The following is a 14,307-nucleotide window of genomic DNA, read 5'->3' on the forward strand; positions in this document are numbered from 1 at the left end:
ATGACTGATTACCAGGGTAAAAACGTCGTCATTATCGGATTGGGCCTCACCGGCCTGTCTTGCGTGGACTTTTTCCTTGCACGTGGTGTTACGCCACGTGTGATGGACACCCGCATTTCACCACCGGGTCTTGAGAAATTGCCTGAATCGGTGGAGCGACATACTGGCTCACTCAATGAAGACTGGTTGTTAGCGGCTGACTTGATTATTGCCAGCCCTGGTATCGCTGTAGCTCATCCCGCTTTGACCCGTGCAGCAGATGCTGGCGTTGAGATTGTGGGTGATATCGAACTCTTTTGTCGTGAAGCACAAGCTCCGATTGTGGCGATTACTGGCTCTAATGGTAAAAGCACCGTCACCACGTTAGTCGGTGAAATGGCTAAAGCAGCTGGTGTGAATGTAGGTGTCGGTGGAAATATTGGCCTACCTGCGTTAATGCTGCTGGAACCAAATCGTGAGCTTTATGTGCTTGAGCTATCCAGTTTTCAGTTGGAAACCACCTTTAGCCTGAAAGCTGCTGCGGCGACGATTCTTAACGTCACTGAAGACCACATGGACAGATATCCGTTTGGTCTGCAGCAGTATCGTGCAGCCAAATTACGTGTTTATGAAAACGCCGCTGTCTGTGTAGTCAACGCAGATGACGCGCTGACGATGCCTGTGCGCGGTGCAGACGAACGCTGCATCAGCTTTGGCGTCGACGTAGGTGACTATCACCTTAATCACCAGCAAGGCGATATCTGGCTGCGGGTAAAAGGTGAGAAAATACTCAACACCAAAGAGATGAAAGTGGTTGGTCGCCATAACTACACCAACGCGCTTGCTGCATTGGCGCTGGCTGATGCGGTGAAACTTCCTCGCTCCAGTAGCTTGAAAGCACTTACAACATTTACCGGCCTTGCTCATCGCTTCCAGCTCGCCTGGGAACGTAACGGCGTGCGCTGGATTAACGATTCTAAAGCGACCAATGTTGGTAGCACTGAAGCGGCGCTAAATGGCTTGAAAGTTGAGGGTACTCTGCATCTATTGTTGGGTGGTGATGGCAAATCTGCTGATTTCTCTTCACTTGCTCAATACCTGCAAGGCTCTGCAATTCGTCTTTACTGCTTTGGTCGCGATGGTGCTGAACTTGCTGCATTGCGTCCGGATGTTGCTGAGCAAACTGAAACGATGGAACAGGCGATGAAATTAATCGCCTCTCGTGTCAAGGCGGGTGATATGGTCCTGCTTTCCCCTGCTTGTGCAAGCCTCGATCAGTTCAAAAACTTTGAGCAACGTGGTGACCAATTCACCTTACTTGCGAAGGAGCTTGGTTGATGCGTTTATCTCTCCCTCGCCTGCGTATGCCTCGCGTGCCTGGATTTGCCATCCTGGGCTGGTTGGGCTCGGCGCTTAAAGGCTGGGTGATGGGCACCAAAGAAGCGGACTCCAATAACATCGTGATGTATGACCGCACGTTGTTATGGCTGACTTTCGGGTTAGCTGCTGTCGGTTTCATTATGGTGACATCTGCATCTATGCCAGTAGGGCAGCGCCTGGCCAATGATCCCTTCCTGTTCGCAAAACGTGATGGGTTGTACATCGTTCTGGCTTTTGCGCTGGCAATGGTGACATTACGCCTGCCGATGGATTTCTGGCAGCGTCACAGTACCGCAATGCTGTTGCTATCAATCGCTATGCTTTTGATTGTACTGGTTGTTGGTAGCTCGGTTAACGGTGCATCACGTTGGATTGCTTTCGGCCCGTTGCGTATTCAGCCAGCCGAGTTCACGAAACTGTCGTTGTTCTGTTATCTCGCCAACTATCTGGTTCGTAAGGTTGATGAAGTGCGTAATAACCTGCGTGGCTTCCTCAAACCGATGGGCGTCATTCTGGTATTAGCCGTGCTACTGCTGGCGCAGCCTGACCTTGGTACTGTGGTTGTGCTGTTTGTTACCACGCTGGCGATGCTGTTCCTGGCAGGGGCTAAACTCTGGCAGTTCCTGGCCATTATCGGTATGGGTATCTCAGCCGTTATTCTGCTGATCCTTGCCGAGCCGTATCGTATCCGCCGCGTAACATCATTCTGGAACCCATGGGATGACCCATTTGGTAGTGGCTACCAGCTAACACAGTCTCTGATGGCATTTGGTCGCGGCGAATTGTGGGGGCAGGGCTTAGGTAACTCAGTTCAAAAACTCGAGTATTTACCAGAAGCACATACCGACTTCATCTTCTCAATTATCGCTGAAGAGCTGGGATATATCGGTGTGGTACTAGCTTTATTGATGGTATTCTTCGTGGCTTTTCGTGCGATGTCCATCGGTAAACGTGCATTAGAAATGGACCAGCGTTTTGCGGGCTTCTTAGGTTGTTCAATCGGAGTCTGGTTTAGTTTCCAGGCACTGGTCAACGTTGGTGCGGCAGCGGGGATGTTGCCAACCAAAGGCCTGACATTACCACTGATCAGTTATGGTGGTTCGAGCCTGTTAATTATGTCTACAGCAATCATGATGTTGCTGCGTATTGATCATGAAACACGTCTTGCCAAAGCGCAGGCGTTTACGAAGGGTGTGCGATGAGTAATCAAACCCGGCGGTTAATGGTGATGGCTGGCGGGACTGGCGGGCATGTCTTCCCGGGTCTCGCGGTGGCACATCACTTAATGGCTCAGGGCTGGCAAGTACGCTGGCTCGGAACTGCCGATCGTATGGAAGCTGACTTAGTTCCTAAACATGGAATTGAGATCGATTTTATTCGTATTTCTGGCTTGCGTGGCAAAGGCCTGAAAGCAATGTTGCTGGCGCCGGTTCGTATTTTCAATGCCTGGCGTCAGGCGCGGGCCATTATGAAAGCCTGGCATCCGGACGTGGTTCTGGGGATGGGCGGTTATGTATCCGGCCCTGGCGGCCTGGCGGCCTGGTCGCTTGGTATTCCGGTGGTGTTGCACGAGCAAAACGGTATTGCCGGGTTAACCAACAAATGGCTTTCAAAGATCGCTAAAAAAGTGATGCAGGCATTTCCGGGCGCATTCCCAAATGCTGACGTAGTAGGCAATCCGGTACGTAACGATGTGCTGGCTTTACCATTGCCACAAGAACGTTTTGCCGGGCGCAATGGTCCTGTGCGGGTATTAGTTGTTGGTGGTTCTCAGGGCGCAAGAGTGCTGAATCAGATCATCCCGCAGGTTGCTGGTCGACTGGACGATGCCATCACCATTTGGCACCAGAGTGGCAAAGGTGGTGAGGAATTTGTTAAGCAAGGTTATGCCGAAGTCGGACAGTCTCAGCATAAAGTGACCGAATTTATTGATGATATGGCCGCCGCTTATGCGTGGGCCGATGTCGTGGTTTGTCGCTCCGGTGCATTAACCGTTAGCGAAGTCGCGGCGGCAGGGTTACCTGCACTGTTTGTACCCTTCCAGCACAAAGACCGGCAGCAATACTGGAATGCGCTGCCGTTGGAAAAAGCTGGAGCGGCAAAAATACTGGAGCAACCGCAGTTTACCGTGGATGCCGTTACCCAAACTCTCGCCGGGTGGGACAGAGCAACGTTATTGGCAATGGCTGAACGTGCGCGTGCTGTATCCATTCCTGATGCCACAGAGCGGGTAGCAAAAGAAGTGAGCGCCGCAGCACTGGCGTAATCATTGTGGGTGGCTGTGTTGCCCATGAATATTTGAAGTAATGGCGTTCGACGCTGCAGGTTAGAGAATGAATACACAACAACTGGCGAAACTGCGTTCTATCGTGCCCGAGATGCGTCGCGTCCGGCACATTCACTTTGTTGGCATCGGCGGCGCCGGTATGGGCGGTATTGCCGAAGTTTTAGCTAACGAAGGTTACCAGATCAGTGGGTCTGATCTGGCTCCGAACCCGGTCACTCAGCAGTTGTCGGCGCTGGGCGCCACGATTTATTTCAATCATCGCCCGGAAAACGTGCTCGATGCGAGCGTTGTAGTGGTTTCTACCGCGATCTCTATGGATAACCCGGAAATTGTTGCGGCCCATGAAGCTCGTATTCCCGTTATTCGTCGTGCCGAAATGTTGGCCGAGCTGATGCGTTTTCGTCATGGCATCGCGATTGCCGGTACGCACGGTAAAACGACCACTACAGCGATGATTTCTAGTATTTATGCAGAAGCAGGACTCGATCCTACTTTTGTGAACGGTGGCCTGGTAAAAGCGGCGGGAACACATGCGCGTTTAGGTCACAGCCGTTACCTGATTGCAGAAGCCGATGAGAGTGATGCGTCATTCCTCCATTTGCAGCCGATGGTTTCTGTGGTGACAAATATCGAAGCTGACCACATGGATACTTACCAGGGTGACTTCGAGAATTTAAAGCAGACGTTTATTAACTTCCTGCATAACTTACCGTTCTATGGTCTTGCAGTAATGTGTGTCGATGATCCGGTTATTCGCGAGTTGTTGCCGCGCGTAGGTCGCAAAATCACTACGTACGGTTTTAGCGAAGATGCGGATGTGCGCATTGAAAGCTATCAGCAGAAAGGGGCTCAGGGACACTTTACTATTTCGCGTCAGGATAAACCTGCGTTGCACGTTACCCTGAATGCACCTGGCCGCCACAATGCACTAAATGCGGCTGCTGCGGTGTCTGTAGCCACAGAAGAAGGTATTGATGATGCTGACATTCTGCGTGCACTGGAAAGCTTCCAGGGAACTGGTCGCCGCTTTGATTTCCTGGGCGAATATCCACTCGCGCAGGTGAATGGCAAAGAAGGTACTGCCATGCTGGTGGATGACTACGGTCACCATCCGACAGAGGTCGATGCAACCATTAAGGCGGCGCGTGCGGGTTGGCCGGATAAAAATCTGGTCATGATTTTCCAGCCGCACCGTTTCACTCGTACCCGTGATTTGTACGATGATTTTGCTAACGTGTTGTCTCAGGTAGATTCGTTGCTGATGCTGGATGTTTATTCTGCTGGCGAAGCTGCAATTCCGGGTGCTGATAGCCGTTCACTGTGTCGTACCATTCGTGGGCGTGGAAAAGTTGACCCCATTCTGGTACCAGATGCCAGTCAGATTGCGGACATTTTAGCGCCAGTTTTGACGGGAAATGACCTGATCCTGGTGCAAGGTGCTGGGAATGTCGGGAAAGTTGCCAGAAACCTGGCTGAATTTAAATTGCAGTCCCACACTAAGGAGAGCGAATAAAATGGCTGATAAAATCGCTGTCCTGCTGGGCGGTACTTCCGCTGAACGTGAGGTTTCATTGCAATCAGGCGCTGCAGTTCTTGCAGGCCTCAGAGAGGCAGGAATTGATGCGCACGAAGTCGATCCTAAAAATACGCCAGTTACTGAACTGAAAGCGCAGGGCTTTGACAAAGTATTTATTGCCTTACATGGCCGTGGCGGAGAGGACGGAACGCTGCAGGGTTTGCTTGAACTCCTAAAGTTGCCTTACACCGGTAGCGGCGTGATGGCTTCTGCTGTCAGTATGGATAAACTGCGTACCAAATTGCTGTGGAAAGGTGCTGATTTACCGGTTGCTCCATGGGTTGCGCTAAGCCGCGGTGATGTTGAAGCTGGCATTTGTGCAGCTACAGTCGAACGCATCGCAAGCTTAGGGTTGCCAGTCATTGTTAAGCCAAGCCGTGAAGGCTCAAGCGTTGGTATGTCTAAGGTTGATAATGTTTCAGCACTGCCAGCAGCGCTTGAATTAGCCTTTGAGCATGACGAAGAAGTGCTAATCGAAAAATGGCTAAGCGGCCCCGAATACACGGTTGCGATTGTAGGCGAAGAAATATTATCGTCAATTCGTATCCAACCCGCCGGAATTTTCTATGATTATGAGGCGAAGTATCTCTCTGATGAGACACAATATTTCTGCCCGAGCGGTTTAATTGAGCCGCGCGAGCAAGAATTGCAGGCTTTAGTGCTGCAAGCCTGGCAAGTTTTGGGTTGCAGTGGTTGGGGGCGCGTAGATGTCATGCTTGATAGCGATGGCCAGTTTTATCTACTGGAAGTAAATACTTCTCCGGGGATGACCAGCCATAGTTTAGTGCCGATGGCGGCACGCCAGGCCGGGATGACGTTTTCTCAACTGGTAGTCCGTATTCTGGAGTTGGCAGACTGATATGTCGCAAGCAGCTCTGAATACGCGTAATCGCCAGGAAGAAGAGGAAACCAGTTCTCGTCGCAGTAATGGTGGGCGGCTGGCCGGGATTATTTTCCTGAGCGCAGTACTGTTTACGGTATTTATCGGCGGCTGGATCGTAGTCGGCTGGATGGAAAATGCTCAGCGTCTGCCGCTATCAAAGTTGGTGGTTACTGGTGAACGGCACTACACCCGTAATGATGATATTCGTCAGTCAATTCTGGCACTTGGGCCCCCGGGCACCTTTATGACCCAGGATGTGAATATCATCCAGCAGCAAATTGAACGTTTGCCATGGATTAAGCAGGCGAGTGTCAGAAAGCAGTGGCCGGACGAACTGAAGATTCATCTGGTCGAATACGTACCCATCGCGCGCTGGAATGATCAGCATATGATTGATGCGCAGGGAAATTCGTTTAGCGTTCCGGCGGAACGTTCTGCAAAACAGAATTTACCTATGTTATCCGGCCCAGAAGGCAGTGAAGGTGAAGTGTTGGAAGGCTTCCGTGACATGGGCGCAGTGCTGGCAAAGGATAAATTTACGTTGAAAGAAGCGGCGATGACCGCTCGTCGTTCCTGGCAATTGACGTTGAATAATGGCATTAAGCTCAACCTGGGCCGGGGCGATACGATGAAACGCTTGAGTCGCTTTGTGGAACTTTACCCTGTTCTGCAGCAGCAAGAGCAAGCCGACAATAAAAGGATTAGTTATGTCGACTTGCGTTATGACTCAGGCGCGGCAGTAGGCTGGCAGCCTGCTCCCGTAGTAGAACAACCTAATCCTAATCAGCAACAGAATCAGGCACAGGCAGAATAACAATGATCAAGGCGACGGACAGAAAACTGGTAGTAGGACTGGAGATCGGTACCGCAAAGGTTGCCGCTTTAGTAGGGGAAGTTCTGCCTGACGGTATGGTCAATATTATTGGCGTGGGCAGTTGCCCATCGCGTGGTATGGACAAGGGTGGCGTAAACGATCTTGAGTCAGTCGTTAAATGCGTTCAACGTGCGATAGACCAAGCCGAGTTGATGGCTGATTGCCAGATATCCTCGGTCTACCTTGCGCTGTCAGGTAAGCATATTAGCTGTCAAAATGAGATTGGTATGGTGCCAATCTCTGAAGAAGAAGTGACACAGGAAGACGTTGAGAACGTTGTTCACACCGCAAAGTCGGTGCGCGTACGTGACGAACATCGTGTTTTGCATGTAATCCCGCAAGAATACGCGATTGACTACCAGGAAGGCATCAAAAATCCTGTAGGTTTATCGGGTGTACGTATGCAGGCTAAAGTGCACTTGATTACTTGCCACAACGATATGGCTAAAAACATCGTCAAAGCTGTTGAACGATGTGGTCTCAAAGTTGACCAACTGATTTTTGCAGGTCTTGCAGCAAGCTATGCAGTATTGACCGAAGATGAACGTGAATTAGGGGTCTGCGTAGTAGATGTCGGTGGTGGTACTATGGACATCGCGGTTTACACTGGCGGCGCACTGCGCCACACCAAAGTTATCCCTTATGCAGGGAATGTGGTGACCAGCGATATCGCATATGCTTTCGGCACCCCACCGAGTGATGCTGAAGCCATTAAAGTGCGCCATGGGTGCGCGCTGGGTTCGATAGTTGGTAAAGACGAAAACGTTGAAGTGCCAAGCGTAGGTGGACGTCCACCGCGTAGCTTACAACGCCAGACGCTCGCTGAAGTCATCGAGCCTCGTTATACCGAGCTGTTGAACCTGGTAAACGAAGAGATTTTGCAGTTACAAGAACAACTTCGCCAGCAAGGTGTAAAGCACCACCTGGCCGCGGGGATTGTTTTGACAGGCGGTGCCGCGCAAATTGAAGGCCTGGCAGCCTGTGCGCAACGGGTGTTCCATACTCAAGTACGTATAGGACAACCGCTAAATATTACAGGTCTGACTGATTATGCCCAGGAGTCTTATTACTCCACAGCAGTCGGCTTGCTGCACTACGGGAAAGAAACTCATCTCAGTGGTGAAGCAGAAGTGGAAAAACGAACCTCTGTCGGCTCATGGATTAAGCGAATCAACAGCTGGCTGAGAAAAGAGTTTTAATTTTTATAAGAGACCAGACAAAATTAGCGGTCTCAGGCGACAGGCACAAAACGGAGAGAAACTATGTTTGAACCTATGGAACTGACCAACGACGCGGTGATTAAAGTCATCGGCGTCGGTGGTGGCGGCGGTAATGCCGTTGAACACATGGTGCGTGAACGCATCGAAGGTGTTGAATTCTTTGCAGTGAATACTGATGCTCAAGCGTTACGTAAAACTGCTGTAGGCCAGACTATCCAGATTGGTAATGGTATTACCAAAGGTCTGGGTGCTGGAGCGAACCCTGAGGTGGGTCGTACCGCTGCGGAAGAAGATCGCGATGCGTTACGTGCGGCCCTTGAAGGCGCAGACATGGTATTTATCGCTGCAGGTATGGGTGGTGGTACAGGTACAGGTGCTGCACCTGTAGTGGCAGAAGTGGCCAAAGATCTAGGTATCCTGACCGTCGCTGTTGTGACTAAGCCTTTCAACTTTGAAGGCAAGAAGCGCATGGCATTCGCGGAGCAGGGTATTGCTGAGCTCTCTAAGCATGTCGACTCCTTGATCACCATCCCTAACGACAAATTATTGAAAGTGCTGGGTCGTGGTATTTCTTTGCTTGACGCTTTTGGCGCAGCAAACGATGTGCTTAAAGGCGCAGTGCAAGGTATCGCAGAACTGATTACTCGTCCGGGTCTGATGAACGTCGACTTTGCTGACGTGCGTACCGTAATGTCCGAAATGGGTTATGCCATGATGGGCTCTGGTGTTGCAAGTGGCGAAGACCGTGCTGAAGAAGCGGCAGAAATGGCGATTTCCAGCCCACTGTTGGAAGACATCGATCTGTCCGGCGCTCGTGGCGTTCTGGTCAACATCACCGCTGGCTTCGACCTGCGTCTGGATGAGTTCGAAACTGTGGGTAACACCATTCGTGCGTTCGCATCTGATAACGCGACTGTGGTTATCGGTACTTCTCTGGACCCAGAGATGAACGACGAACTGCGTGTAACTGTTGTTGCAACCGGTATTGGCATGGACAAACGTCCAGAAATTACCCTTGTGACCAACAAACAGACTCAGCAGCCAGTTATGGATCGCTACCAGCAACACGGTATGGCCCCGCTTCAGCAAGAGCAGAAGCCTGCTGCCAAGGTAGTTAATGACAATACGCCACAAACGACGAAAGAGCCTGATTATCTGGATATTCCAGCGTTTTTGCGCAAGCAAGCTGATTAAGAATAAACCGGAATTTGGGGAACTGCGCTCTTTGTGCTAAACTGGCCCACCGATTGTGATATACACTTCGGTTGGATAGTTAATTTGGCGAGATTATACGATGATCAAACAAAGGACTCTTAAACGTATCGTTCAGGCGACTGGTGTCGGTTTACATACCGGCAAGAAAGTCATGCTGACGTTACGCCCTGCGCCGGCAAATACCGGGGTCATCTATCGTCGCACTGACTTGAATCCTCCGGTAGATTTTCCGGCAGATGCCAAATCTGTGCGTGATACCATGCTCTGTACTTGCCTGGTGAACGAGCACGATGTGCGGATTTCTACCGTTGAGCATTTGAATGCCGCCCTTGCGGGATTAGGTATTGATAACATCATTATTGAAGTCAATGCCCCTGAAATCCCTATCATGGACGGTAGTGCAGCGCCATTCGTCTACCTGCTGCTTGATGCCGGGATTGACGAATTAAACTGTGCGAAGAAATTTGTACGCGTCAAAGAAACAGTGCGCGTTGAAGACGGCGATAAATGGGCTGAATTCAAGCCGTATAATGGTTTCTCGTTGGATTTCACCATCGACTTTAACCATCCGGCGATTGATGCCAGCACCCAACGTTACAGCATGAACTTCTCTGCCGACGCTTTCATGCGCCAGATTAGCCGTGCTCGTACCTTCGGTTTCATGCGTGATATCGAATATCTGCAGTCCCGTGGTTTGTGCCTGGGCGGTAGCTTCGATTGTGCCATCGTTGTTGACGATTATCGCGTACTGAACGAAGACGGCTTGCGTTTTGAAGATGAATTCGTTCGTCACAAAATGCTCGATGCGATTGGTGACTTGTTCATGTGCGGCCACAACATTATCGGCGCGTTTACTGCCTATAAGTCAGGTCATGCACTGAATAACAAATTGCTTCAGGCTGTTCTGGCGAAGCAGGAAGCCTGGGAATGGGCAACCTTCGAAGACGATGCTGAGCTTCCGTTAGCGTTCAAAGCACCGAAAATGGTTCTGGCATAACACCAGAATTATTTATTGCGACTGGTTTCATTGGTACTCTCTCCGGCCAATGATGCCAGTCGTTCTATTATTGCCTTTAATTTTTTCGGGCTACGCTCAGCCACCATTCTTAGTGCCTCAGCACTTTGCTGACTCAGAACTCTGTTAACCCCTTCAGTTTTACCCTTCACTGTTTGAATGCTGTTTTCTTGTACTGATTCTTGCCCAATTGCAGCCAGTGATGGATTAATCCTGATGTCGATTGATGTCAATGATGGTAATATTTGTGCACGTAATGCACTCAGTAGCGTGGCTTGTTCATAGCGTAAACGCATCAGCCAGCTAGCATTTGCAGTTTCAAGTACGAGAATGCCTTGTCGGAAATTTGCTACCCGGCACCAGGGATGTAGTTGAGCGGGTAATATCCCTTTCACCGCCCTGTTAAGCCTAAGTAGTGCAGTTGCGCGTTGTTGCACGTTTTGCAACACGCTTTCGGCTCCAGCATCATCGAACAAATGATCTAAAGATTGTGGGCGACTATCACGCATACATAATGCTCCGGCGGATAAAGTGATTGGTATTCTAAATTGTTGGCGACAGTTTGGCAGACGTTATTTCTGGCCGCATCTCTTATTGGGGATGGTCGCGGCAAGTTTCGGCATGCCTGCGCTCGGTCAAAATACCGAGCCAACTGCACCTGCTGAAACCGCCACCAGTAGTAGCCACGATTACCTCAACAAGGTCAGCTTCAATAGTCTGGCATTATTGCAGGAAAGTACCCGCCGACCATCATTTAGTGTCGATTACTGGCATCAGCATGCAATTCGAACAGTAATACGCCACCTTTCTTTTGCTATGGCGCCGCAAACGCAGCCAGTAGCACAAGAGAGTTTGCCACTTCAGGCACATAAGCTCGCTTTACTGAACACGCTCAGCGCGCTGCTCACCCAGGAAAGTAAACCCCCAGTTATTGTGCGTCATACTGCACTTTGGCAATCGCCAGCTGTCGAGACTTTTAGTCCTGCCATTTGGATAAGCCAGGTCCAGGGTATTCGCGCTGGCCCACAACGCCTCAGCTAAACCCCATTTCCTTTAATTATAACGTTATTTTTAGCTCTGCCCTGACGGTAGGCGTTTGAGAATTAATTATGCTAATCAAATTATTAACAAAAGTTTTCGGTAGCCGTAACGACCGCACCCTGCGCCGTATGCGTAAAGTTGTAAACCTTATCAATGCTATGGAACCGGAAATTGAAAAACTTTCCGATGATGAACTAAAAGCAAAAACTGGCGAATTCCGTGCGCGTCTTGAGAAAGGCGAAGTGCTGGAGAATCTGATTCCGGAAGCTTTTGCTGTTGTTCGTGAAGCGAGTAAACGTGTATTTGGCATGCGCCACTTCGATGTACAGTTGCTCGGCGGTATGGTTCTGAATGAGCGTTGTATCGCAGAGATGCGTACTGGTGAAGGTAAAACACTGACTGCAACTCTGCCTGCATACCTGAATGCATTAAGCGGCCGTGGTGTTCACGTTGTTACAGTGAACGACTATCTGGCCCAGCGTGATGCTGAAAACAACCGTCCTTTATTCGAATACCTTGGCTTGAGTGTTGGCATCAACTTGCCAAACATGCCGGCACCTGCAAAGCGCGAAGCTTATGCAGCGGACATCACTTACGGCACCAACAACGAATACGGCTTTGACTACCTGCGCGACAACATGGCGTTCAGTCCTGAAGAACGCGTTCAGCGCAAACTGCACTACGCATTGGTGGATGAGGTTGACTCAATTCTTATCGATGAAGCGCGTACACCGCTTATCATCTCCGGTCCAGCTGAAGACAGCTCCGAGATGTACCGCAAAGTAAACAAAATCATCCCGAGCCTGATCCGTCAGGAAAAAGAAGATTCTGATACTTTCCAGGGCGAAGGCCACTTCTCGGTGGATGAAAAATCTCGTCAGGTAAACATTACTGAACGTGGTCTGGTACTGGTTGAAGAGTTGCTGGTTCAGGAAGGCATTATGGAAGAAGGCGAGTCTTTGTACTCCCCAACTAACATTATGCTGATGCACCACGTGACTGCTGCACTGCGTGCGCATGTGCTGTTCACCCGTGACGTTGACTATATTGTTAAAGATGGTGAAGTCATCATCGTCGATGAACATACCGGTCGTACCATGCAAGGCCGCCGTTGGTCTGATGGCTTGCACCAGGCTGTCGAAGCTAAAGAAGGCGTCGATATACAGAACGAAAACCAGACGCTGGCATCCATCACCTTCCAGAACTACTTCCGTCTGTATGAAAAACTGGCGGGTATGACGGGTACTGCGGATACCGAAGCGTTCGAATTCAGCTCTATCTACAAGCTCGATACCATCGTTGTGCCAACTAACCGCCCAATGATTCGTAAAGACATGCCTGATCTGGTCTACATGACCGAACTGGATAAAATCGGCGCGATTATCGAAGACATCAAAGAACGTACCACTAACGGTCAGCCAGTCCTGGTGGGTACTATCTCCATCGAGAAATCCGAAGTTGTCTCTGCTGAGTTGACTAAAGCGGGTATTAAACACAACGTTCTGAACGCCAAGTTCCACGCTAACGAAGCGGGTATCGTTGCTCAGGCCGGTTACCCAGCCGCCGTGACCATCGCAACCAACATGGCAGGCCGTGGTACGGATATCGTATTGGGTGGTAGCTGGCAGGCAGAAGTTGCTGAGCTTGAAAACCCAACCCCTGAGCAAATCGCGCAGATTAAAGCTGACTGGCAAGTTCGTCATGATGCGGTTCTGGCATCGGGTGGCTTGCACATCATTGGTACTGAGCGTCACGAATCTCGCCGTATCGATAACCAGCTCCGTGGCCGTTCCGGTCGTCAGGGTGATGCGGGTTCATCTCGCTTCTACCTGTCTATGGAAGACTCACTGATGCGTATTTTCGCATCGGATCGTGTTTCAGGCATGATGCGTAAACTCGGTATGAAACCGGGCGAAGCGATTGAACACCCATGGGTTACTAAGGCAATTGCTAACGCCCAGCGTAAAGTTGAAAGCCGTAACTTCGATATTCGTAAACAGCTTCTGGAATACGATGATGTGGCCAACGATCAGCGTCGTGCGATCTACAGCCAGCGTAACGAATTGCTGGATGTGAGCGACGTTAGCGAAACCATCAATAGCATCCGCGAAGACGTCTTTAAAGTGACTATTGACGCACACATTCCACCGCAATCACTGGAAGAAATGTGGGATGTCGAAGGTCTGGAAGAGCGTCTGAAAAACGACTTTGATCTTGAGCTGCCAATTAAAGAGTGGCTGGATAAAGAGCCGGAGCTGCATGAAGAAACACTGCGTGAGCGTATTTTGCAAAACGCTATCGAAGTGTATCAGCGCAAAGAAGAAGTGGTTGGTGTTGAAATGATGCGTCACTTCGAAAAAGGCGTCATGTTGCAGACTCTGGATTCACTGTGGAAAGAGCACCTTGCAGCAATGGATTATCTACGCCAGGGTATCCACTTGCGTGGTTATGCGCAAAAAGATCCTAAGCAAGAATACAAGCGTGAGTCTTTCGCCATGTTTGCATCAATGCTTGAAGCGCTGAAATATGAAGTGATCAGTACGCTGAGTAAGGTACAGGTTCGTATGCCTGAAGAAGTTGAGGCAATGGAACAGCAGCGCCGTGAAGAAGCTGAGCGCCTGGCACAGATGCAACAGCTGAGCCACCAGGATGACGAAACACTGGCTGCAGAATCATTGGCAGCAGAAACGGGTGAGCGCAAAGTGGGTCGTAACGATCCGTGCCCATGCGGTTCTGGTAAGAAATTCAAACAGTGTCATGGCCGTTTAAGCTAAGAACGTAATTGTCGATAAAGGCGCAGCTTGCTGCGCCTTTTTTCTATGGAGCATCTGCATAAA

Annotated in this window: 12 protein-coding genes; 11 read left to right on the forward strand and 1 reads right to left on the reverse strand. The window is 50.2% G+C overall.

Annotated features, from left to right (window positions below; all coding sequences use genetic code 11):
• From murD to lpxC, 9 genes are all read left to right on the forward strand, one after another.
• Positions 1 to 1,317, forward strand: coding sequence for a UDP-N-acetylmuramoyl-L-alanine--D-glutamate ligase (murD, locus tag M979_RS21100; RefSeq protein WP_064556284.1), 1,317 nt, complete (start codon positions 1 to 3; stop codon positions 1,315 to 1,317).
• Entirely contained in the window at positions 1,317 to 2,561 is a 1,245-nt protein-coding gene (gene ftsW / locus M979_RS21105; RefSeq protein ID WP_034460945.1) for a cell division protein FtsW, read from the forward strand. Before murD ends, ftsW begins: the two co-directional genes overlap by 1 nt.
• Positions 2,558 to 3,625 carry an undecaprenyldiphospho-muramoylpentapeptide beta-N-acetylglucosaminyltransferase gene (gene murG, locus M979_RS21110; RefSeq protein ID WP_064556285.1) on the forward strand — a complete coding sequence of 356 codons (1,068 nt, stop codon included), beginning with the start codon at positions 2,558 to 2,560 and terminating at the stop codon, positions 3,623 to 3,625. Before ftsW ends, murG begins: the two co-directional genes overlap by 4 nt.
• Before the next feature lie 67 nt (positions 3,626 to 3,692).
• On the forward strand, positions 3,693 to 5,159 hold the full coding sequence (gene murC, locus M979_RS21115) for a UDP-N-acetylmuramate--L-alanine ligase (RefSeq protein ID WP_034460943.1): 1,467 nt from the start codon (positions 3,693 to 3,695) through the stop codon (positions 5,157 to 5,159).
• Position 5,160: 1 nt separating this feature from the next.
• Complete coding sequence (locus M979_RS21120) at positions 5,161 to 6,081, forward strand: D-alanine--D-alanine ligase (RefSeq protein ID WP_064556286.1); 921 nt, start codon at positions 5,161 to 5,163, stop codon at positions 6,079 to 6,081.
• 1 nt (position 6,082) lies between these two features.
• Positions 6,083 to 6,919 carry a cell division protein FtsQ gene (gene ftsQ, locus M979_RS21125; RefSeq protein ID WP_064556287.1) on the forward strand — a complete coding sequence of 279 codons (837 nt, stop codon included), beginning with the start codon at positions 6,083 to 6,085 and terminating at the stop codon, positions 6,917 to 6,919.
• A gap of 2 nt (positions 6,920 to 6,921) precedes the next feature.
• Positions 6,922 to 8,178, forward strand: a complete 1,257-nt coding sequence (ftsA, locus tag M979_RS21130) for a cell division protein FtsA (protein ID WP_034460940.1) — start codon at positions 6,922 to 6,924, stop codon at positions 8,176 to 8,178.
• 63 nt (positions 8,179 to 8,241) lie between these two features.
• A complete protein-coding gene (gene ftsZ / locus M979_RS21135; RefSeq protein WP_034460939.1) occupies positions 8,242 to 9,393 on the forward strand; it encodes a cell division protein FtsZ in 1,152 nt (383 codons plus the stop codon).
• Positions 9,394 to 9,493: 100 nt separating this feature from the next.
• Complete coding sequence (gene lpxC / locus M979_RS21140; protein ID WP_034460936.1) at positions 9,494 to 10,411, forward strand: UDP-3-O-acyl-N-acetylglucosamine deacetylase; 918 nt, start codon at positions 9,494 to 9,496, stop codon at positions 10,409 to 10,411.
• A gap of 8 nt (positions 10,412 to 10,419) precedes the next feature.
• Here lpxC and M979_RS21145 read toward each other — a convergent pair whose 3' ends face one another.
• Positions 10,420 to 10,938 (reverse strand): DUF721 domain-containing protein, encoded by a 519-nt coding sequence (locus M979_RS21145; protein ID WP_064556288.1) that lies wholly within the window; start codon positions 10,936 to 10,938, stop codon positions 10,420 to 10,422.
• A gap of 22 nt (positions 10,939 to 10,960) precedes the next feature.
• On the opposite strand from M979_RS21145, the gene secM reads away from it, so the two are divergent.
• Together secM and secA are read left to right on the forward strand one after the other, a co-directional pair.
• On the forward strand, positions 10,961 to 11,470 hold the full coding sequence (gene secM / locus M979_RS21150) for a secA translation cis-regulator SecM (protein ID WP_034460933.1): 510 nt from the start codon (positions 10,961 to 10,963) through the stop codon (positions 11,468 to 11,470).
• Positions 11,471 to 11,538: 68 nt separating this feature from the next.
• Positions 11,539 to 14,244 (forward strand): preprotein translocase subunit SecA, encoded by a 2,706-nt coding sequence (gene secA / locus M979_RS21155; protein WP_064556289.1) that lies wholly within the window; start codon positions 11,539 to 11,541, stop codon positions 14,242 to 14,244.
• Positions 14,245 to 14,307: the final 63 nt, after the last annotated feature.

It is taken from the genome of Buttiauxella noackiae ATCC 51607 (genome assembly GCF_001654865.1).
In the GTDB taxonomy this organism is placed as follows: Bacteria; Pseudomonadota; Gammaproteobacteria; order Enterobacterales; family Enterobacteriaceae; genus Buttiauxella; species Buttiauxella noackiae.